Source organism: Desulfitobacterium chlororespirans DSM 11544 (genome assembly GCF_900143285.1).
GTDB lineage: Bacteria > Bacillota > Desulfitobacteriia > Desulfitobacteriales > Desulfitobacteriaceae > Desulfitobacterium > Desulfitobacterium chlororespirans.
In genome coordinates, this window is sequence record NZ_FRDN01000005.1 from 468,461 (window position 1) to 489,567 (window position 21,107).

At 42.6% G+C, this 21,107-nt stretch carries 20 protein-coding genes; 18 read left to right on the plus strand and 2 right to left on the minus strand.

The genetic code is table 11. The features are described from left to right. The first annotated feature begins 115 nt into the window (after positions 1–115). The gene (locus BUA14_RS08145; RefSeq protein ID WP_072772167.1) at positions 116–433 is read left to right on the plus strand and encodes a helix-turn-helix domain-containing protein; all 318 of its coding nucleotides are present in this window, start codon (positions 116–118) and stop codon (positions 431–433) included. A 172-nt stretch (positions 434–605) separates the two neighbouring features. Here the strand turns inward: BUA14_RS08145 and BUA14_RS08150 are convergent, their stop codons facing one another. Together BUA14_RS08150 and BUA14_RS08155 are read right to left on the minus strand one after the other, a co-directional pair. Further along, positions 606–878: a helix-turn-helix domain-containing protein gene (locus BUA14_RS08150; RefSeq protein WP_072772136.1), complete on the minus strand. Its 273-nt coding sequence runs from the start codon at positions 876–878 to the stop codon at positions 606–608. Beyond that, positions 875–1,222: a type II toxin-antitoxin system RelE/ParE family toxin gene (locus tag BUA14_RS08155; RefSeq protein ID WP_084078516.1), complete on the minus strand. Its 348-nt coding sequence runs from the start codon at positions 1,220–1,222 to the stop codon at positions 875–877. Before BUA14_RS08155 ends, BUA14_RS08150 begins: the two co-directional genes overlap by 4 nt. Before the next feature lie 227 nt (positions 1,223–1,449). On the opposite strand from BUA14_RS08155, the gene BUA14_RS08160 reads away from it, so the two are divergent. From BUA14_RS08160 to BUA14_RS08245, 17 genes are all read left to right on the plus strand, one after another. Next, on the plus strand, positions 1,450–2,685 hold the full coding sequence (locus BUA14_RS08160; RefSeq protein WP_072772138.1) for an ATP-binding protein: 1,236 nt from the start codon (positions 1,450–1,452) through the stop codon (positions 2,683–2,685). A gap of 75 nt (positions 2,686–2,760) precedes the next feature. Further along, complete coding sequence (locus tag BUA14_RS08165) at positions 2,761–4,179, plus strand: CpaE/TadZ family protein (protein ID WP_072772139.1); 1,419 nt, start codon at positions 2,761–2,763, stop codon at positions 4,177–4,179. Positions 4,180–4,434: 255 nt separating this feature from the next. After that, a complete protein-coding gene (locus tag BUA14_RS08170; protein ID WP_242954593.1) occupies positions 4,435–5,463 on the plus strand; it encodes an RRXRR domain-containing protein in 1,029 nt (342 codons plus the stop codon). A gap of 69 nt (positions 5,464–5,532) precedes the next feature. Then, positions 5,533–6,363, plus strand: a complete 831-nt coding sequence (locus tag BUA14_RS08175) for a CpaE/TadZ family protein (RefSeq protein WP_018213691.1) — start codon at positions 5,533–5,535, stop codon at positions 6,361–6,363. After that, positions 6,351–6,833, plus strand: a complete 483-nt coding sequence (locus BUA14_RS08180) for a hypothetical protein (RefSeq protein ID WP_072772140.1) — start codon at positions 6,351–6,353, stop codon at positions 6,831–6,833. The genes BUA14_RS08175 and BUA14_RS08180 overlap by 13 nt, the downstream gene beginning before the upstream one ends. 26 nt (positions 6,834–6,859) lie before the next feature. Continuing rightward, the gene (locus BUA14_RS08185; RefSeq protein ID WP_018213689.1) at positions 6,860–7,150 is read left to right on the plus strand and encodes a hypothetical protein; all 291 of its coding nucleotides are present in this window, start codon (positions 6,860–6,862) and stop codon (positions 7,148–7,150) included. A 202-nt stretch (positions 7,151–7,352) separates the two neighbouring features. Continuing rightward, positions 7,353–8,507, plus strand: a complete 1,155-nt coding sequence (locus tag BUA14_RS08190) for a hypothetical protein (RefSeq protein ID WP_072772141.1) — start codon at positions 7,353–7,355, stop codon at positions 8,505–8,507. Next, positions 8,504–9,994 carry a hypothetical protein gene (locus BUA14_RS08195; protein WP_207649538.1) on the plus strand — a complete coding sequence of 497 codons (1,491 nt, stop codon included), beginning with the start codon at positions 8,504–8,506 and terminating at the stop codon, positions 9,992–9,994. Before BUA14_RS08190 ends, BUA14_RS08195 begins: the two co-directional genes overlap by 4 nt. Positions 9,995–10,021: 27 nt before the next feature. Continuing rightward, positions 10,022–10,546 carry a hypothetical protein gene (locus BUA14_RS08200; RefSeq protein ID WP_072772143.1) on the plus strand — a complete coding sequence of 175 codons (525 nt, stop codon included), beginning with the start codon at positions 10,022–10,024 and terminating at the stop codon, positions 10,544–10,546. Continuing rightward, positions 10,546–12,042 carry an RcpC/CpaB family pilus assembly protein gene (locus BUA14_RS08205; RefSeq protein WP_072772144.1) on the plus strand — a complete coding sequence of 499 codons (1,497 nt, stop codon included), beginning with the start codon at positions 10,546–10,548 and terminating at the stop codon, positions 12,040–12,042. Before BUA14_RS08200 ends, BUA14_RS08205 begins: the two co-directional genes overlap by 1 nt. 26 nt (positions 12,043–12,068) lie before the next feature. Beyond that, positions 12,069–13,397: a CpaE/TadZ family protein gene (locus tag BUA14_RS08210; RefSeq protein ID WP_072772145.1), complete on the plus strand. Its 1,329-nt coding sequence runs from the start codon at positions 12,069–12,071 to the stop codon at positions 13,395–13,397. Positions 13,398–13,400: 3 nt separating this feature from the next. Further along, the gene (locus BUA14_RS08215) at positions 13,401–14,978 is read left to right on the plus strand and encodes a TadA family conjugal transfer-associated ATPase (RefSeq protein WP_072772146.1); all 1,578 of its coding nucleotides are present in this window, start codon (positions 13,401–13,403) and stop codon (positions 14,976–14,978) included. Next, positions 14,972–15,865 carry a type II secretion system F family protein gene (locus BUA14_RS08220; RefSeq protein ID WP_207649539.1) on the plus strand — a complete coding sequence of 298 codons (894 nt, stop codon included), beginning with the start codon at positions 14,972–14,974 and terminating at the stop codon, positions 15,863–15,865. Before BUA14_RS08215 ends, BUA14_RS08220 begins: the two co-directional genes overlap by 7 nt. Positions 15,866–16,046: 181 nt before the next feature. After that, entirely contained in the window at positions 16,047–16,955 is a 909-nt protein-coding gene (locus tag BUA14_RS08225) for a hypothetical protein (RefSeq protein WP_018213680.1), read from the plus strand. A 43-nt stretch (positions 16,956–16,998) separates the two neighbouring features. Then, complete coding sequence (locus BUA14_RS08230) at positions 16,999–17,223, plus strand: hypothetical protein (protein ID WP_018213679.1); 225 nt, start codon at positions 16,999–17,001, stop codon at positions 17,221–17,223. A 231-nt stretch (positions 17,224–17,454) separates the two neighbouring features. Beyond that, the gene (locus tag BUA14_RS08240; RefSeq protein ID WP_072772148.1) at positions 17,455–17,895 is read left to right on the plus strand and encodes a hypothetical protein; all 441 of its coding nucleotides are present in this window, start codon (positions 17,455–17,457) and stop codon (positions 17,893–17,895) included. Positions 17,896–17,915: 20 nt separating this feature from the next. Then, a partial coding sequence (locus BUA14_RS08245) for an InlB B-repeat-containing protein (protein ID WP_143153439.1) occupies positions 17,916–21,107 on the plus strand: 3,192 nt, incomplete at its 3' end.

Here is a 21,107-nt window from a genome sequence, read left to right on the forward strand (position 1 = left end):
TTTAGTGGTTCCGGGCCGTATACCGGCATTAAAAACCACTACTCTAAAATCAGAAGGGGGGAAGCGCTGTTTCCTCCCCATGGCTGAAGTCAGGGGTCCCCACGGCGCAAATGTGATGGAAGAGAATGGGGCTAAAGGAATCATAAAAGGATTGCAAGAGGCAGTTGATTACACTGATGGCAAGATTAACGCTCGTAGGAATAAACTTTCAGTAACTCCACTTCCGATTTTTAAGGCTGAAGAAATAAGGACAATTCGAAGAAGTCTGGATATGACTCAAGCAGTATTTGCAAGTTTTATGGGTGTGTCTCCCAAAACTGTGGAGGCTTGGGAACGTGGTAGAAACACACCAGATGGCCCTGCAAGAAGAGTTTTGAGTATGATACAGGCTGATCCAAATCTACCTGAACGTTTTAATATTATAAGACGGTAAGTGCTAAGTTAGGATATTCAACCATAAAGGCAGCTTATAAGGCTGTCTTTTTTGGGTGCTAGAAACTGACGCGATACTGAAAACAAAAAGGTCACGGGTTACATGCTCAAGGCGGGAAAAGGAAAAATTTCATCTTGTTAAAGCGGGCCGCCTTTCAACGGCCCGCTGAGCGTCACTTAAGTGTTATTTCAAGTTGCTTGTCCAGTGCCCCGGCTATTTTTCGTAAGAACTCAACAGATGGGTTATAATTTCCGCTTTCAAAACGACTGATATTGCTTTGCTTTGTGTCGGCACGCTCTGCAAGCTCAGCCTGTGTCATCTGTTTTTCGATACGTGCAGCAATAACGGCGTCAATGATATCATACTGGGGTGCAAGGGCCTCATACTCCCTGAGGAGTTCGGGATTCTCAGCAAGGGCAGCCTTTTTATATTCCTTGTAAGTCATTGCTTGTTCCTCCTTTGGTAGTCCTCTAAATAATTGTTTGCCGTCTCAATTTCCCTATTCGGCGTTTTTTGTGTTTTTTTCACAAAGCCATGAAGCAAGACGATGTTTTTGCCAACAGGTACAAAGTAAAAAATACGGGAAATGTCGCTGGCTGACTTAATACGAAGTTCCCAAAGCTTGTCTTTGATATGCTTTACATGCGGTTCGGTAAGCGAAGTACCGTACTTCTCTAATAGGTCAATATCACGGAGAGCTTTAGCGTGGTGTTTTACGGGTAGCTTATCTAAAAATTCCTGAATAGGTGTTGTGCCGTCCTCTTTTTCATAAAAGATAATATTCCACATACTTCGCACCCTCCTTTTGCACATCCTTATTATATCGTATATGATATAATTGTCAATGGTTTTAATGGCAATAGGAGGAGAACACAGCTGAGCGAAAAAAATTTTTTAGAAAGTTTCAAGTCAAATATTGACTAATCCCAGAATAGAGGTTAAAATGAACACAAATAAGTGGTGGGCGAAGCCTACCCTTTTTATTTGGGAAAATATGGTATAAGGAGGGGTAAAGGTTGTTTGATAAGGTCTTTGATTTTTTTACTTCTGAAGAGTTTATATTCGGGACGCTAGATCTTGGACTTGCAGTGTTTACGATTGGTATTAAAGTCATTATTGCTGTGGTTATCTTATATTATGTATCTATGTTTTTAATAGCTATTTCTCCCTTAGCTAAAATACTTACCCTTAATCCTTGGTTTTTGCTTCCCTATGTGCTACTTTTCTTTCAACAGGTTCGAGAATATTTAGCCTTGCCCCTATGGCAGTTAATCTTACTTGCAACGGTTTTATCCTATTTGATATATAAGTTCGCATGGATACCCATTCAGAGAAAGAATCCCAAGCTAATGAAAAAGATAGCTGAGGAGCAGGATAACAGAGTTAGTGGCGTTCAAGGTGCTAGGGCTAAGCAGGCACAAGGCGATACATACGAACATTCAAACGCCTTTAGCCATATTAACCAGGATTCTAAGACCAAGAAAAGAGACCTCAATGCACTTGATAGCATTGTTGGGATGGAAAAAGCTAAAAGTGAATTGAGAGACGCTATTGAAATGCCTTTGATATATCCCGATAAAATTAAGAAATATGACCTTAAACCAGCTTCGGGATTAATCCTTTATGGTCCACCCGGAACAGGTAAAACGGCTCTTGCCCGTGCAGCCGCTTCGTATTTTGGTGCAGAGTTTTTCTTGGTAAATGCAACTTCTCTAGTCGGAGAATTTGTAGGAACCACCGAAGCAGCCGTAAAAGACGTTTTTAAAAAGGCTCGGAGTAAGACACCATCAATTATTTTTTTTGATGAAATTGATGCAATCGGAGCTAAGCGAGATGGTAGAAATATGAACAGACCCAGCGATATAATCCTTAACCTCCTACTCACTGAGCTGGATGGTTTTGAAAAACGCGAAGGGGTCTTTGTTTTAGCAGCTACCAACCGGCTTGATGTTCTCGACGATGCTCTTTTGCGACCGGGAAGATTTGATGTAAAAATCGAAATTACGGCTCCTAATGGAAAGGAACGGCTGGACCTGTTGGAATTCTTCGCGAGGAAGAAACCTCTTGGTATGGATGTGGACTTAAGGGAGATTGCTAAAAGAACTGAAGGCTTAACCGGCGCTTATCTTGAGGGATTAACCAATAGCGCAGCTAAAAGAGCAGTGAGGCGGTCAATAGACACCGGTCGGGATGAAAAAATAATGCATGAGGATTACTTGATCGCGACTAACGACATGGCAATGCATCCTTAAAATATAGAAATAGAGAAAAAAGCAGTCTGAAATGGACTGCTTTTTTTGTTAGAAAAAGAAAGGGGGCAGTCAATCTTGAAAATTCATCTTGTTTATGAACAAGAATACGTCGAACAGTTGAAATACATTTTAGAAAGCGTTGGGCATACCGTTGAGCAATGGGATTATTCGCTTTCTCAGTTTGCGGACTATTCAGAGAAAAAGCAAACGGACGCAGAAGTGGCCATCGTAGATGGGCAAGCCGGTGTAATGGAAAAAAGAGAAATCATCGAATCACTTGGTGTTGTCCGAAAGAATTTACCCAACCTTCGCCTTATTATTATCTTTCAAAAGCCCTTAGAGAAGGACGAAAACTTTATATCTAAACTGCTGACACTATCAATTTACGATATGTATTTCCGTGATGAATACGATCTTGACGATTTACAAAACTGGCTAAGAATTTCGAAAAGTTATGCGGACTACAATGTAGAGGTTAACGATATCAAAGGAAATCTGAATGAAGCAGAAAAACCAAAGATTAGCGGTATTGAGCCGTCTACCGAATCGGACCGGGTAACACCGACAGCATCAGCGTCCCTTGCTTCTCCTCCTTGGAATGGCAGGGAGCGAAAAGTGCGGACAGAATACAGAGTATTTGCCGCAAAAATTATAGTTATCAGTGGTTCAAAAGGAGGAATAGGTAAGACAGATATTGCAATTAACCTGGCAATGGCCTTCCGTAAGCATATTCAGAGTGCCAAAATATGTTTGTTGGATTTTGATTTCCCTTATGGTGGTATAGCCCGTATGTTGAATATTGCTCCGGATGCCCACTTGGGTGACTGGCTTACACAAAGCAAAGTAATTACCGAAGAAGCTGTGAGAAGCAAGACAGTTCAGGCTTATGGCATTGATTTTGTTCCTATGGCATTGAAAATTAAAGATGGTCTGGAGTTTCAGCGAAGGCAAGCGGAAATTATGCTCGACGCTTTAAGAAAATACTATGACATAATTATTGTGGATACTTCAAATTTTACTGAGTCAGCCTTGGCGGCGATAACTATAGCCTCTGAGGTTATTTTTGTTTGTACCCATGACATTGTTAGTATTTCCGCAACACACGCCTACAAAGAAGATCTATGCAAATTATATGGAGTAAACCCGGATAAGATGTCGCTTTTCCTCAATATGGTTCCGGGGCATGAAGATATATCCAAGCAGCACATAGCCGAAGTGTTTGAGGATAACCCCCAAACAGGAGTACCTATAATCGGATACGCCCCTTATGATGATCTGGTCCGGCAGTGCCGGAATAAAAGTGCAATCCTTTATGAGGAAAGACCAGAACATAAATTTTCTCAAGGGATAAATATGATCATGCGTTCATTTGGACTCGATCCAGCCACGCCGATAAACCCCATGGACAAACTGAGAAATAAAACAGGCGGATTACTTAGTAACTTAACTTCTGTGTTAAATACAGAAAAAAGGAAAAGGAGGAAAATGAGATGATTGTAATAATTTCAAGCGTCAATAACCCCTGACTAAAGTTAGGGGCTTGCTCCGGCGGGGGCAAGGGTAACAAGTTGACTAGACTCAGCCTCTTAGGGGGCTACGCGAATCGGGCTAAAAGAACCTCCTAGGTACATGTCCCAGCCTGGGGAAATTCGGCAGAACCGCTAAATGCCACGATAGGTTTTAACCTAATCTAAGCCTGGCTTGCTTTGTCGAGGGACACTCAACTCTGTAAAAGGAGGCACGAATACCGTGCAAATAAGCGCAAAAATACCGGTCATACATCAAGACGGCACCCCGCTGATGCCATGCTCACCGGTCAAAGCCCGGAAGCTATTGCAAAACGGTGGAGCTGTCAAGAAATGGACCAAGATAGGAATCTTCTATATCCAACTCACTACGTCAACCAGTAAACATACACAACCGCTGGTATTGGGATATGACCCCGGAGCTAAATACGATGGGTTTTGTGTAGCCAGCGAAAAGCAAATGCAAACATCCGGGATGCTGGTGGTTGAAAATAGAATCAAGAAGAAACTGGAACAGCGGCGTAATATGAGAAGAGCCAGACGGTTCCGTAAGACTAGGCGGCGACCGGCCCGGTTTAATAACCGAAAGAACCGGAAAGATTGGCTGCCACCCAGCATTAAAGCTAAGGTGGAAATGCGGATAACGTTTCTAAAGCAGCTCCTGGCCATCTATCCAATCAGTCAAGCTGTTGTGGAGGATGTCAAAATCGACGGCAACCGTCTCAAAGGACAAAAAGGCCGTCAATACTGGACCTGGGCCATGGTAGGGAAAACAAAGCTCTATCGCTGGTTAGAGAGCAAAACAGAGCTGAGCCTATGTGATCCGGAGGACACCGCCCAAGTGCGGGCAGAATATGGGTTAACCAAGATAGGTGAAAAGAAAGCCCATGTTTTCGAGTCCCAGGCGGTAGATGGATTAGCCTTATGTATCTCCGCGCTTGGAACCCAAGACAAAAGCGTAACCAGCTTCAGCGTATGGCGCAGGCCGGAGAACCCAAGACGGCAATTGCACCGGTTAGAGCCGCAGAAAGAAGGTATCAGACCACCTTACGGAGGCAGTGTCGCATTGGGCTACAAGAAAAACACGGTTGTTGAGTATCGCGGCAAGTTCTATCGCACCGGCGGTACGACAAAAGGACGATTAAGTCTGCACCGTTTTGACTACGACAATCGGCGAATCACTCAGAATGCTAAGTCAGAAGACTGCAGAGCATTATTTGTGCAGAATTGGTTTCAAAAGAAAGTAGTTTAAAAACGAAAGGGGGGACGGGCGCATTCCTCCCCCTCCTATAGAGGATGGGGGAGGAATGCGCCATGTTTGATGATTGTAGTAATTTCAAGCATGAAAGGCGGAGTTGGCAAAACCGAAACAGCCTTGAATTTAGCTATTGCAGCAAAAAAAACAGGGCGTAGCGTGATTCTTTTAGATCTAGATATTCCATATGGCGGGGTAGCTCAAGCCTTAGGGCAGACAAAAGAAATTTCAGTAACGGACTGGATTAAAACAAATCGTTCGATTAGCACAAAAGCACTAAAGAGCCTTGTTGCGGTTAATGAAGAGAACGGCCTTCATTACATCCCAGCCATAGCAAGCACTTCCGACCTTGACCGCTTGGATGGTCAGGTTGTACAAAGAATCATCAATTCTCTGAACACTCTATACGACATTATTATCATTGATAGCGGTGTTGATCTAAGTGAACCGACCAAAGCAGCTCTACAAATATCGGATAAAATTATCATTGTAACTACAGCGAATCATGTTTCTGCACAAAACAATTATCGTTACAAAGAAGACTTGGTTTCATTAGGAATTGACAGAGATAAATTACTTCTCTTTATCAATATGATTCCAGAGCAAAAGACCGCTGGCCAGATAGTAAAAAACATTGTTACTACATTCGGTGAGACAGGTTCCTCGACGCAAACAGTAGCCGAGGTTCATTATGATGAGAAGGTTGCTCAAATAAGAGAGGCACACGGATTTGCTTATAATAACTGCCCGAGCTTTAGAAGCGGGATAGACCAAGTGCTACAAAAGCTTGGGTTAGCTAACCCGATTTTTTCACAAGAAGCAAAGCCGAGTAAAACAAATGCCGCATCGCCTGGCGTAGTGGGGTGGTTGAAGGGATTGATACCATGGAGCAGATAGCACTTGTTTTAATAGTTCTCCTACACGGGATCACTATTTACACAGATTTAAAGTGGAACAAAATAAAAATCATCGTCACGATACCGGCCTTTTTAATTGCTCTTGGACTCATGCTGTGGGCAATTGATATAAAGACAAATTTAATTTATCTTCTCTGCACATTTTTCTTCGGAATTCTGCCAGAAAAGCTGAGGACTTGGTCTCCTGGAGACTCTAAGCTATTCATCGCTTCAAGCTTACTCTCAGCAGTTCTCCTGAATTCCGCTAATCCTCTTTTCGTAGTCTTCTATCTTGGCATTAACATGATAATCTACCTGTTTGCCGGACACGCCTTTACCTTTTATAAAAGTGGATTTAAGCCGCTTGCATACCTAGTAAATCTTAAGGCAGGAGGAGAAATTGGAAGAATGCCTGGAGCCTTGCCTATCGCAATTAGTAATGTTATTGCAATTGTTATTTTCGTACTTTAATGCTGTGACAGAGAGGAGGAGGGGATATGACTTTTAGCCAATTAGCCGTAAATTACCCAGACGTCAAATACGAAGTAAGCAATGGGAAAAAGAGGATCGCCCGAGTGACCGTGGAATATAGTCTTGCTGGGCCACCTGAGGCCATATCAAAATTCCTTGACGATCTGGACAAAGAATGGCCTTTTTCCCAGCAGTGGTGCAAGACCCAAGAATCCCGGATGAATGTGCAAGTAGAATATTTAGTGAAACAAGAAGAGGTTGAACGATTTGTAAGAGCCGTTCCTTACCGGGGCAAAAAGATCACACTTGTCTCTTAGGCCGAAAAAGCCTCTTCAATAACTATTTTTTTTGTGTAATAATGGAAATAAGCAGGCAGTAGGTCAAAGTCATACCCCTACAGTTAAGTCGGAGGAGCAAGGGAAACACATCGCAGAAAGGGAGCAGTGCCGTTTCTACCCTAAAAAGTAGTGATCTCCACGGCGTAATTGTGAGGAATAAGTATCAAGGAGTGAATACTTAATGCAAAACAAACTAAAACTAATTGGCATTGTTGTGTTGGCATCAGTAATTGGTTTGGTAGCAGTGAACTTTGGTATCCTAAAATACCAGGAATACCAACAAAAAAATAATATTGCCACCCTTAATTATTCCTGGAATGAAGAGGGATCAACGCCAGAGCCATCTCCATCAGAGAAGGATGAGAAAGGATTGGAAGAAAATAAGCAAGAAGAGATTAAGCAGCCTGAACCGCCCGTAACAGATACAAAAAATGATAAGAAACCGGAAGACGAATACAAACCTGGGCCGATTATCCTGCCTTCCCAACCTCTGAATAACAATAATGATACGTCCCAAAACAATGGTACAAGCGTCAAGGATGACGTTGTTAAGGAAAACCCCTCGGGGCAAGAAAAAACGCCGGAACAAAGCCCTGAAACTCCTGCAACACCTTCAACTAATAAGCCTTCGAGTAACCAAAATTCAAACGAAAAGAAACCAGATAGCGGATCTGCAAACTCTGGGTCTAGTGAAGGACAACAGGCTTATACTCCGCCTCCTCAAAACTCAACTCCAGCGGTAACGCCGCCAAGTTCAAAAGGTCTTTCTTTTGGAGAGTCCTTACAGTACACAAAAGCTGGTCAACCCGCTTTGGGTGCCATGCAAAATGAAAGTTCATACCCCATTATTGCTGATGGCTCGCCTTATGAAGGGACTATTCATCCTTCAGATAACTTGAGTCAAGCAGATATTGACCGGCTGATTGGTTACAAATATACAAATGTGGTCGAATCTAACGATATTGTAGAGAAGCCAACAGGAACCTATGATCAAGATGCCTCTTTTAAGCGAGTCGTTGATGGCTACATCGAGAATATGGGGCCGCATATTGAGAGAAAGTTAAGGACAAACGAGTGGGAGTTTACCCCGGCTCCCACGGCAAGCTATTCCGCCCGCTTTGCATCGTTGTACGGGAAGACTATTATAAGGGGTAAGCTTAAGGTTCGTTACAGCACTTCGGATAATCCCTTTAAGCTGGAACCAAACACTTGGTACCAGGGGGACGCAGAGATTGGACTAAGTACTGTCGCTTTTTTTACCAATAACGCGCAAGATAGAATCCCACGAACGATTCTTGGCAGCTTTGTTATACTGAGCGGCTGGGGGAAAGAATGATGAAAAAAACAATAGTTATTTTTGCACTCCTTTTAGGGGTGCTTAATTTTTTATGGTTCCCTTCTCAAGTGATAGCATTTTCCAATGTTATTTGGCCCGGCCCGATGCCAGACGATCCAATAAAGATTTATGTTGAAGACGGATCTCTTACCGAGATAAACTACTTCATCTCGTCAACAGGTGCTACAAGCGGGATCAGGTATAGAACAACATTTTACTATATCACTCTCCGGGATACAGCTGGAAACCCTATTGCAACCTTCCAGTTTAAGCCGTCCCTGACTGCTCCTCCACCAGGGGAAACAATAATTGATATGTATACAGTGACTGCACAAGATCTCTTAGATGCGGGTTTTTCTGAGTCAAGCCTGCTTATGTCTAATTTTAAAAGCATAAGCCTTAGTGCCACGATTGAGATCTATAATGCAAACACCGGGGATGTTTTAGAAACATTTGGGGATAAATCAAGCACTCCCACGACTATATATCCGGTAATCGATCAAAAGGCTGGCAGCATTGGGTTTGGTTCGAAAGATATCCAAGACATGAAAACACGTTATGCGAGCTTGGATCAGTTTATTCCTCCTCCACCACCGCCCCCACCGCCGCCTCCTCCGAATATTAGTGAGGATATATCCGGGCATTGGACGTGGTATGAGTATAGCGGAGCTTATTATGAACGAACTTGGATGACCGTAACTATTCCAGAGCCAGAAGTAGTAAAGGCAGGACAGGGAACCTCTGTGATAGTAACAACTTATTACGAAAACAACAACCCATCAGCCTGGAATGGTAGCCGATACTCAACTGGAATAAGGGGTGTGAACATTGACGGTCCACTTACCGATGATTGGAAGGCTTATAAATCGTTTAACACGCAGGCAACCGATGATATGGTTCTAGTAGATACCGAGGTTGCTTACGAGAACTACTACGAACAGACGTACCAAAAAACATTTGTATTTGTGAGTCCAGACGGTAACGTATCAACATGGACAGAGTATTTCTATGTCGGATACAACGTCCCGGTAGTAAGACAGACTTGGATTATTCCATATGCAAGATTTGATTCCAACGGATGGACCAGGCACCAAACGCCCCCTTCAGATATTGATAACAGATATGTTTTTGGTGGACTCAATCGTTGGTATTTTGGCTTTGATATCCCGGATAACCAGCAATTTGATTTGAAATTCTCATCTCATGGGGGCGTAACCGGCAGACTTGGGAATGTCATAACTCAGCAAATTACTATCATGGGCAGTCCTTATGATGATCTCGTTGTTCGTACGGTCGATCCGAGAAACCCGTTTCCCGGAGGAGTATCGCCGGAATGGCAAGGGTTTGAAGCGTTTATTACGGATCTTACAGACTGGTATTACGAATCAGAGATTCGATATCAACGAAAGTTGGAACAGTGGAGAAATCAAAAACCTCTGCAGCTTCTTTCTAATTTTTTCTATAAGATTTTCTTCTCTAATAGCTAAACATAATACCAAAGGTGGTGCTCTAAGATGGCTGCAGTAAAGTGGTCATTAATTTTTTTATTTATTGTGTTCCCGTTGTTTTTGCTAACAGGTGATTACATGGCTAATGCTACGGTCGTTGCTGATGCAGATATAGCAACAAGGGACGCAGCACAGGCTGCCATTAAGGCGAATGTTGTTAAGAACTCTCTCCGGGATTTGGATATCTATAGGGATAATGCAGTCGTGCAATACAATCCGGAAGCGATTCAGCCCACTTTCGACGAATCCGTTACAAGAAAAGTTGAGGAAATCGATGGGACCAAGGGGTATATTACGGTTGCCGTAGGCGATGGCCAATCCGGCAGGGAGATTAATGAACTTTCCGTTCCGTACCCAACAGGAATAGCGGGGTATCAACCCGGAGGACGTGGAGGCGTTCCCCCAATGCTTGCAATTCGCTCAACAGTCGTGCGGCAATACTTTTTATATAACTTGCTCAGTAAATTTGCCCCAGTAGAAGAATATTACGGAATACAAAACGAAAAAATTGCCATTTTGGAGGTAAAGTAATGGCTTCAAAACAATCAGTGGTTAAGCGCAAAAAGGCTCCGGGGTTTATCATCCCGCTAGTATTAGCAATATTGGTGACACTTTTGTTTTACCTGGGTATACAAAAGAAGACGTTAGCGGAAGTAATGCCGACACCCGTCCCCATTGCAAAAGTAGACTTGTTTCAGCACACCCAAATACAAGAGGCAGATATAGCAATGGTAACAATACCAATTAAAGGTATTCCTCCTGGTGTCATTACAGATCCTAACGAAATCATAGGGAAATACGTTGGCACTCAGTTTACTATTCTTAAAAATGGATATTTCATGAAAGGGGCCGTCTCAGAACTTGATGATATTCCGACAAAAGTGTCTATGCTGCTGGGGCCAAACCAATTAGGGATTACACTAGAACTTGATTTAGAAAAATCTGTAGCAAACTCCTTGGAAGTTAATCAAGACGTGCAAGTGCGTTTCTTTACGACCAAAACGCCGTCTAATCAGCCTTTTGAGGGGGTTTTGTTCGACCGGATGAAAATCTTAGCCCTGAGAAGCAGCACAGGTACTGATGTCGTAAATATTGATAAAAATGCAGCCTCTTCAAGCGAGGATAAAGATAATAAAAAAGGAACAGCCACAACGCCTAAAAACCAAGTGCCAACAATTCTCGTTTTTGAGGCCAACGAGGAGCAGGTAAGCTACCTAATTCGTGCTCAAGCTATGGGGTCACTAAACCTTGTGGCATTACCCAAAAATGTGAAAGCAGCAGATAGCATTGAGGATGAAGAGTCTGCAGCAGACTCCACAGATGCAACTGACCAAACGGAAGCTGCTAAAGATCAAGATATTAGTGACCAAAGCATTAAAGATGTTCTCTCAGCGGTTAGTAGCAAGCTGACTGAAGATCAAATGAATGTCTTGCAAAATGCACTGCTTGAAAAACCAGCCACAAAAGAAGGTCACTTGTATCAAAAAAATGCTGCTCAGATTCTTATTGATAGTCTGAGCTATTCAGTTAAATCATTATTTGAAGAGAACGGGATTCTTGCCACTGCAAACGGTGAAATTGTTTATTATGATGCCCCCACTGGACAGATAAGATATTTCAAGGACAAATCAGAATATGAGGGCAGCATTTATGCTTTAAGTCAGTTTTCACCAGAGGAAATTGCCCAGCTCAAACAAGATGGTAAATTGACAGACGCACAGCTCGAAGCCTTAAAAAGCCAAGAAAACTCGGTTATTGAACCACAATATTTCCAAACCAGCAAAGGTGAGCTATTTCAAATTATTGATGAGAAGGTGAAATTTTATGCTGAGAGTGAAGTTATTTCAACGCTCACAGCCATTAAAGAAAAGAATGGTCATTTAAGTAAAGAAAACGAAGCATTACTTCAAGAACTTTTAAGCGAAACGGCCAGGAATAAAGGACAGAATGATCAATCGACAAAAAACGCGAATAAAGATACTGATGCGGGTACAGAAAGCCAATCCGAAACTCCAAAAAAGGAATAACAAATTTAGTTTGAGAGGTGAACTAGGTGGTAAAGGTTCTATTTGCGACATTGGATATACGATTGAATAACAAAATTATCGAACAGCTAGGACTATCGCCGGATGAAGTGTTAGAGATCGAGAATATAGAGGATGTCGAGGAAAAAGCATGGGAAACGAGTACCCAGAAAATTATTATAGGTGATGATATTGAAGGCAAAACTAACGCCCGTTTAGAGTTACTAATCTATCATACAATTCTTGCTCTCAAAGATACATTTGACATCATCTATGTCACTGACTATCAAACAAATGCTCCTTTGATCCGTAAGCTTTTAGACAAAGGATTTTTTAGGTTTGCGGATAAGGAAAATCCCTTGGATGTTCCTAAAAATAACAAGGCGGCATCAGAAAAGCTTCTCAAGGCTATGGATATAGATATTCCAACCGCCCCTACTGCCAGTAATTCCAATGGCAATGATCTTGATCTGCCCATCAAAGCCGGGCTTGTTCCTGTCCAATACGTCGATGATTCTAGGTCAACCGTAACAGCAATATGGTCACCTATTCCGAATGTCGGAGCCAGTACATTTGCCCGTGCTTTAGCCGTAACGCTAGCGAAACACAACCGGAAAACGTTGCTTATCGAATTTGATTGGGAATATAGCAAACTTGCTAGAACTACGGCCTTAACTCACTCAGAACGGAATCTAAAAAACCTATTAAGAAACCTTACCAGGCTGGGGAAAGATGCAAACATTGAGGACTTTGTTACCAATGCTAAGATGGCGGAGGACGATCTGCCACACACGCATAAACAGGCTAAACAACGGCTTAAGAAGGTCCCGGCAAATCTTTTTGTCTTATGTAGAGAGGCTACGGCACGTTATGAGGAAGAGCCGGAATTGCCTGATGAAAGAGCGATTGACCGCCTTTTTTTTGAGTGCAAAAGAGCTGGCTTCCAACACATAATCGTGGATCTGAACTCGAATCCCAATAATTTATATACGATGCTTACACTACTCGCAGCCGATGAAAGGTTTGCGGTTGTTGATGATTCTTTTGCCACATCAGGATTTTTTAAGATCGCTACACAAGCTTTTGGAGCCATCCAGCTCTCAGCCGACAGCTTTGAGCTGATTGTCAATAAAGTAAAACTTATAAGTGCACAAGACATTTCAGAGTTTTATGATAAAACCCCCAGTCTTGCCTTACCATACAGTGACGACATTGGTATTTTGCAATTAGATCTAAAAATGGAGTACCAAGAAGATTACATGAAGCCAATCCGAAGTTTTATTAGGCGATATGGCCTAGTTGGCGAAGAGAAAAAAGAGAAAAAATCAGGATTACTATTCATGAAAGGAAGAGGATAAAAAATGGCAATAGATTTAGAAGACAACGTATTGGCATTAAGACAAAAAGCATTTCAGAAAGCCATACAGGTAAAAGATAAGGCCGGCAGTATTGATAAGATAGCCTACCAACAGCAAAAAGAAGAAGAGGCTAAACGGCGAGAACTTATTCCTGACCATGAACTCGAATATGAGGAAAACCTGCAGCGTCAAAAAATCGAAAAGCTACGGGATGATATAGCCAATTTTTTAACAGAGAATCATTCCACTGAGCTTAAAGGATCTATGTTTGACCATAATATGCGCAAGACCCTTTATCCCATCATTCTTAGTTATATTCGTAAAGAGAAGAGGGTTATTTCAGGATTTGATTCAGATGAGCAGTTAGCTGAGTATATGCTTAACGAAATCGTAGGGTTAGGTCCTATTGATGAACTCATAAATAAAGTTCCTGGCATCAGTGAAATATGGGTTAATGGATTGAACCCTATAACGGGACTTATTGATGTGTATTATAAAAAAGGCGGGGATTCAGTCAAAGAGACCGATATATCTTTTCGTTCCCAAGAACATGTTATGGAAATAACGACAAAGATTGCACGAAACGGAAGCCAGCAGTTTGGAACAAGTGTACCTCTGGCGAATGTCCGATACCCTGATGGCCGTGTGAACATGGTTAGAGAACCTATCGCAACAGGCGGAGGAGGTCCATATATCTCCTTCCGCCTTTTCCCAAAAGATACATTCATGCCGAAGGATCTCTTGCGATCAGGCAGTATAGACGAAGAAATCTACCTTTTTATACAACTCGCAGTTCGCTCTGGCTTAAACATTTTATTTGTGGGGCCAACTGGTAGTGGCAAAACAACCGCTTTAACGGCATATGCGGATTTTATCCCTGATGATAAGCGTATCCTTGTCATGGAGGATACCGAAGAAATGCGTTTAAGGCATAAATTCCCCCATAAACACATTATTACAGAAGAGTGCAAGTTCAACTCAATGGATGAAAGTAAAAACTTTGATTTATCCCGCCTTACTATTAATGGATTACGTCAAACGCCAATCTACATGATCTATGGAGAAGTACGGGATAAGGCCGCTTATGACATGCTGAACGGCGCAAATACAGGACATAGGGTATTTTCTACTGTGCACTCACGCTCTGCACCAAAGGCTGTTCAGAGGCTTATTAACATGGTGTTAGAACATGGTTCAAAAATGCCTCCGGATGCCATTGGACGATGGATTGCTGAAAGTATTGACATCATTGTGTTTCAGAAAGAATATGCCGATAAAAAGCGGCGGACTAAAGAGATCATTGAATTAATTGATTATAAGGATGGCCAGCCAGTATTTAACTATTTGTTTAAGTATATTATTGAGGGACGTAATGAGGACGGAACGTTTCGTGGGCGGCACTATCGGACAGGCAAAATATCTCGCGACATTGCCGAATTATGTATAGACGAAGGGGCTAATCCGATAGATGTAAAACGATTTATGAGAAAACCAGAAACGCCTCCAAAATGGGAATTCGAGCTTGAACTTGATGAAGATGAAGACGATACTGAACAAGTTGGCGGTGATAAAGCGTGTTGAGCTATCAGATCTTCTTCATATTAGGCGGCATAGTACTGGCTTATGTGTTCTATGAAATCTATAAACGGACCAAAAAGACTCCACTCGCAATACTTGTTGCTCGACAGGAAAATGCCCCGCCGAAAGTTGATGTAACTAAAAAAGAAAACAGCTTTAACAAGAGAGCAGAGAGGGTCGGCTGGACAGTAGGACGCAACTATCTTGAGTTTATGCTAATGGTAGGAGTCGTTATAGGGGGAGTTGCCGCATTCTATTTTAAGACTTGGGTTCCACTTGTTGCTGGTATTGCCGCCGGGATGTTCTATCCTTACTACAAACTCTCTCAGAAAGAAGAATTGTACTTTGACGAATTGCCGACGCGCGCTGATCAAGCCCTTGGAGCTGTGGAGCAGCAGATTGATTCCGATATACCGATATTTGACGCATTAAAACAAGCTGTGCCATACATGCAGCAGCCCTTAAGACAGAAGTATGAGAAGGTCACTGAGAAAGTTGAAAAGACCGGAATGCCTCTTAAACGGGCGTTAGAGGGGATACCGGAAGAATTAGGACTTGCACAACTTGAGTATTTTCATATCATTTTAGAGGTTGCCGAAGAGACTGAAGAAAAGGCCCGGGAGATCATTTCTGATGCTTCAGATACGATTCGGCGGCAACAGAAACAGGCTAATCGTCTTAAGAGAGAAATTGCGATGAGCAAATCTGAAATGAAAATGATGTTTGTACTGGTTCTGGTTATGGTCGCTTCTTTCTCGTTTATGCTACCTGATACCGTTCCGATAAAAGGGACAATAATACAAAAAGGCTTAAATATTGCTGTCATTGGGATCAGTGGTTGGACAACATGGGCAACGCTCAAAAAAATACAGGCAAAAAATTTATTTTAACACAATTTTAATCTTGACACAAGAGGAAGTATTTGATAATGTAGATATTGAACAAAGTTCATAGTCTGCATAGGTAGGGGAACTACAGTGCAAACCAAAGCCGATTAGTCTGCTTTAGTTTTGCTGTGGTTCCCTTTTTATTTGTTTTTATTTTTAGAGATGGAAACAAAGGAGGAGAAAAATGCCGGAATTAAAGTATCTGATCGTTGTTTTGGCGGGTATTCTTTTTTGGATGTTCAATCGTATTATAAACCCTCCTAAGACTGAGTTTGCCGCCAGAGATTTCTTAGAGCAAGGAAAGCTTTCGGCTAAAGCTGACAGGATTATCAGCAAGTCCATAGTTCATCAATTGATGTATCCTTTGTATTCTCGGCTTCAACAAATTAGGCCGACAAGCAAGAGCCATTATGATGATATCCAGGACCAGTTGATAAAGGCGGGGGAATATGATTCGCGTCCAGAGGATGTACAGATCGCGCAACTAACTAACGCAGTCCTTTATCCTCTTTTTTTTATGGTAATTGGACTGATAATAGGAGGTGATAAACAGCATATTATAACTTTTGCAGGGGTAGCCGCAGGACTATATATGTACCGTGCTCCTTTATCAAATCTAAAGGCGAAGCAAAAAAAGCAAGATGAGCAGTTACTAGCAGAATTCACTCGTTTTACAACGGTATACCTCATGCAAGTGTCAGGAAACTTAACCCCTGATGAAGCCTTAAAAAAGGCAATAAGTAATAGCTCTAGCAGAGCTAAGGCACTATCATACTACTTGAACAAATTCGACTCTGATATAGAGACGAAAGGCACAACACGGGCGTTGCATGAGCTTGGCAAGACTATGGAAAAATCTTATGTGGATCGGTTTGTTAATAACGTGCAGCTTGCTATCAAACACGCTGGAAGCGACCAAACAACCCTAAACCTTCGATTACGTGAATCCTTAACAGAAATGTCCGAACAGGTTGTTGATGAAAAAATAAACAGGCTTAAGGTCGAGGCAAGGATACCGGTATTCGTCTCAGTAGGTATGATAGCTGTTTATATGACAGTGATTATCGGCTCAAGCTTTGTGATGTTGATGTAGAACCTAAAGATTAAAAAATAGGTATCTTAAGGAGGAAAATTAGATGTTGAAAAAAGTTGGTAACTGGTTAAGAAATGAAGATGGATTCGAGGTATTTGAAAAGTTTGGATTAACTCAGGGCGGTGTATTGTTAGCCCTTGGGGTCACTGCAGTTGGGGTTTTCTTTATGAGTTCTCTTTGGAGTTCAGCGGGGGATTCTCTTGGTGGGGTTGCCGATTTTAGTCCATCTAACATTGGTGATTATCAATCTCAAGGGTGGATTCAATAATTCGAGGGGGAGGGGCGGCAGCACATTAATGTCATAAATGTGCTGCCATGATTATGCGTCAGATAGCAAGTTGGTTTTTTGATGAGTCTGGTTTTGAGGTTTTTGAAGCATCGACACTTACAATTGGCGGTGTGGTGCTCGCATTGTTTGTTGGAACTATTGTTTTGGCGTTAACATCATTCGAGTATATAAAGATAGGCAATGCGACAATTGGAAACGAGGTAGAGGTCAATGCGGCACTCGAAAGGTTCTATTAAGCGTTTCCTAAATGATGAAACGGGCAGTTTTCAGTCTATTGAATGGAGCTATCTACTTATTGTTACGATTATCATTCTTTCCTTTATCCTGCCGAACATCATCATTATAGGGCAAAATGTTTTTCACACACAGCAGATTGCAAGTTATGGGATTCAAAAAGTCGCTGAGCATGGGCAAATGAACAGCACGATTGCCAATGATTTAAAATCGAAGTTTGCAACCTACGGAATAGGTGACTATGAAATTTATGGAAGCCCCTCGAGTGAGTTTGTTCCCTACGGGCAGCCGGTTGAGGTCAATCTGGTAACCACTATTCATTTAATGCAAATGCCAGATATTCTGAGTTTCATTCCTAGTAAGCTGAAGGTTATTGTTAAGAAGGTTGATGCCTCAACGGTTTATGTACGGAGCTAAGTTTGAAAGGAGAATGATTTATGAAAAGAAAGGCCCAAGCAAGTCGATTGTCATTATTTTTGATAGTCTTTCTATTGATTAATGTAATCGTTCCGTTGGTAAATGTACCTATAGCTAAGGCAGCCGAGGAGCCGATATCATGGATGAAGAGTAATATGTGGTCCGGAGGGCCGGCATCTGCCATCAATGCTGTAACAACTCTCCAGAATGGTAATGTGTTACTTGGAGGGGCAAATGGCAACTGGCAGACCCTGACACCAACCGGTGAAAATGTAACCAATGGGGCATGGTCGGGAGGGACAAATGACATCAATGCAGCTACAACCCTCAAAAATGGCGATGTTTTTCTTGGAGGAGAAAATGGCAACTGGCAGATCCTAACACCAGCAGGTAAAAATGTAATCAATGGGAATAGTGGAACATCTCACATCTATGCTGTCACAACTCTCGAAAATGGCAATGTATTCATTGGAGGGTATTGTGGCAGATGGCAGATTATTACACCAACAGGTGAGAATGTAGCCAGTGGGACATGGCCCGGAGGGACATCTCACATTTATGCTGTCACAACTCTCCAGAATGGCAATGTTTTTTTTGGAGGGGCTAATGGCTACTGGCAGACCCTGACACCAACCGGTGAGAATGTAACCAATGGGAATATGGGAACATCTCACATTTATGCTGTAACAACTCTCCAGAATGGTAATGTGTTACTTGGAGGGAAAAATGGCAACTGGCAGATCCTGACACCAGCAGGTGAGAATGTAACGAATGGGACATGGTCGGGAGGGACAAATGACATCAATGCTGTCACAACTCTCGGTAACGGTAATATTTTCCTTGGAGGGGCAGGTGGTAAGTGGCAAATTGTGACGTTTGTTGGTGGAAATGTATCAAATGGCGTTTGGTTCGGAGGAGTTGAGATCAAATTTATCACAACTCTACAAAATGATAATATAATCTTTGGTGGAGTCGACGGCAAATACCAAATTACAAAAACAACAAGTGAGTCAATAGGTGCATGGTCCGGAGGGGTGATGTCTACCATCAATGCTGCCACAACCCTCGAAAATGGCAATGTATTCATTGGAGGGAACAGCGGCAGATGGCAGGTCCTGACACCAACGGGTGAGAATATAGCCAGTGGGACATGGCCCGGAGGGACATATGGCATCAATGCTGCTACAGCTCTCGAAAATGGTAATATGTTACTTGTGGGAAGTAGTGGTAAATGGCAGATCATGACACTAATTGGTGAGAGTATAGCTGGTGGGACATGGCCTGGAGGGTCGACGTCTACCCTCTATACTGCCACAGTTCTCGAAAATGGCAATGTGTATATTGGAGGAGGCAAAGGAATCTGGCAGATACTGACACCAACTGGTAAGAATGTAGCTAGTGGGACATGGCCCGGAGGGGCATCTGCCATCAATGTTGCCATAACTCTCGAAAATAATAATGTGTTACTTGGAGGGGCAAATGGCAACTGGCAGACCCTGACACCAACCGGTGAAAATGTAGCCAGTGGGACATGGCCTGGAGGGACAAATGACATCAATGCAGCTACAACTCTCAAAAATGGCGATATTTTCCTTGGAGGGGATAAGGGCAACTGGCAGATCCTGACACCAACGGGCGAAAATAAATTAAATGGAGTATGGTATGCGGGATCGGCACTTCACATCAATACTGCTACAACTCTTTCAAATGGCAATATATTTTTGGGAGGAGATAGTGGTAATTGGCAGGTCCTGACACCAACAGGTGAGAGTGTAGCCAGTGGGGCATGGCCTGGAGGGACAGCTAACATCAATGCTGTCACAACTCTCCAAAACGGTGATGTTTTTCTTGGAGGAGCTAATGCTATTTGGGCTTTATACGGAGATAGTTTTAGTTCTAGTTATATAGGTGTTACTGGAATCGCACTTGCTCCATCGACAATAGAGCTAGAAATAGATGAAACCCAACAATTAACTCCAACAATAACTCCAGCGGATGCAAGCAACAGAAATGTATCGTATTCAAGCAGCAATCCCAGCGTAGCAACGGTTTCGACATCAGGATTAGTTGAGGCCGTTGGTAATGGGACAACAACCATTGTGGTCACAACGCAAGACGGAAACTTTACGGCTTCTTGTATGGTAACTGTGGGGGGGAGTATACCTACTTCTTACTCAATAACGGTAAACAAAAACGGTAATGGAACAGTAACCGGAGGAGGAATTTATAACCCCGGAGATACAGTCACCTTAACAGCAACTCCAGATCCCGAATATAGTTTCGTAAAATGGGTAGAAGGAGGCACAACTCTATCAACAGATCCTTCCTTAACTTTCACGGCAACCTCTAACCGCACAATTACGGCTCAATTCGTCAAGAATGGCTACATTGTCAAAGTCGAGGTTTCTACAGGCGGAACAGCAACGGGTGGGGGAACATTCGGTATCAATACCCAGGCAACAGTAGTTGCAACTCCTAAATCAGGATATGCCTTTTTAAACTGGACGAATAGTGATGGCACCATTATTTTATCTACCGATCCATCATACACATTTTCCGTAACACAAAATATAACCTTAAAGGCAAACTTCACTTCTACCACCAATATCCCAACTAATATAAGCTGGGAAAAGACCCAATACGGGACGTACAGGGTGACTTGGCAGGGACCTTCGCTCGCGAGCGTAACGCTACAGAACGGGGCGGCTATTGCCTATAAAGCAAATGGATTTCTAAATGCGGCGGTGTTCGCAAGCAGCATTAGTTCTGGATCATATGAAATATTTGTTTCAGGAATTGGATCTGGCGTAATGTTAACCGCTTCAAATTCAACGAGCGTTCCGGGGGAAGGGGAGTCACCCGATACCAAGAATCCCACTGATGTGACCTTTGAGAAAACCCAATATGGGACATACCAGGTGAAGTGGAAGGGTAATGCGAAAGCAGCAGTCGAGCTAAAGCAGAGCGGAGTAACAGCATACAAAGCTAACGGCTCACTGAACAAAGCAGTATTCCAAGCGACTACAGCACCAGGAGACTATGACTTATTCATTGACGGGGTGGAGGTCCAGACGGTGACTATTGAAACTGAGAATAAGCCGGACCAACCGACAAACCCCGGTGCAAACAACCCCACTGATGTGACCTTTGAGAAAACCCAATATGGGACATACCAGGTGAAGTGGAAGGGTAATGCGAAAGCAGCAGTCGAG

Excerpts from the sequence above, each read along its gene's own strand:
- BUA14_RS08190 (WP_072772141.1), top strand. The coding sequence starts at position 7,353 with ATGCAAAACAAACTAAAACTAATTGGCATTGTTGTGTTGGCATCAGTA.
- BUA14_RS08215 (WP_072772146.1), top strand. The coding sequence starts at position 13,401 with ATGGCAATAGATTTAGAAGACAACGTATTGGCATTAAGACAAAAAGCA.
- BUA14_RS08205 (WP_072772144.1), top strand. The coding sequence starts at position 10,546 with ATGGCTTCAAAACAATCAGTGGTTAAGCGCAAAAAGGCTCCGGGGTTT.
- BUA14_RS08240 (WP_072772148.1), top strand. The coding sequence starts at position 17,455 with ATGCGGCACTCGAAAGGTTCTATTAAGCGTTTCCTAAATGATGAAACG.
- BUA14_RS08150 (WP_072772136.1), bottom strand. The coding sequence starts at position 878 with ATGACTTACAAGGAATATAAAAAGGCTGCCCTTGCTGAGAATCCCGAA.
- BUA14_RS08175 (WP_018213691.1), top strand. The coding sequence starts at position 5,533 with ATGATTGTAGTAATTTCAAGCATGAAAGGCGGAGTTGGCAAAACCGAA.
- BUA14_RS08225 (WP_018213680.1), top strand. The coding sequence starts at position 16,047 with ATGCCGGAATTAAAGTATCTGATCGTTGTTTTGGCGGGTATTCTTTTT.
- BUA14_RS08200 (WP_072772143.1), top strand. The coding sequence starts at position 10,022 with ATGGCTGCAGTAAAGTGGTCATTAATTTTTTTATTTATTGTGTTCCCG.
- BUA14_RS08145 (WP_072772167.1), top strand. The coding sequence starts at position 116 with ATGGAAGAGAATGGGGCTAAAGGAATCATAAAAGGATTGCAAGAGGCA.
- BUA14_RS08230 (WP_018213679.1), top strand. The coding sequence starts at position 16,999 with ATGTTGAAAAAAGTTGGTAACTGGTTAAGAAATGAAGATGGATTCGAG.
- BUA14_RS08180 (WP_072772140.1), top strand. The coding sequence starts at position 6,351 with ATGGAGCAGATAGCACTTGTTTTAATAGTTCTCCTACACGGGATCACT.
- BUA14_RS08185 (WP_018213689.1), top strand. The coding sequence starts at position 6,860 with ATGACTTTTAGCCAATTAGCCGTAAATTACCCAGACGTCAAATACGAA.
- BUA14_RS08195 (WP_207649538.1), top strand. The coding sequence starts at position 8,504 with ATGATGAAAAAAACAATAGTTATTTTTGCACTCCTTTTAGGGGTGCTT.
- BUA14_RS08155 (WP_084078516.1), bottom strand. The coding sequence starts at position 1,222 with ATGTGGAATATTATCTTTTATGAAAAAGAGGACGGCACAACACCTATT.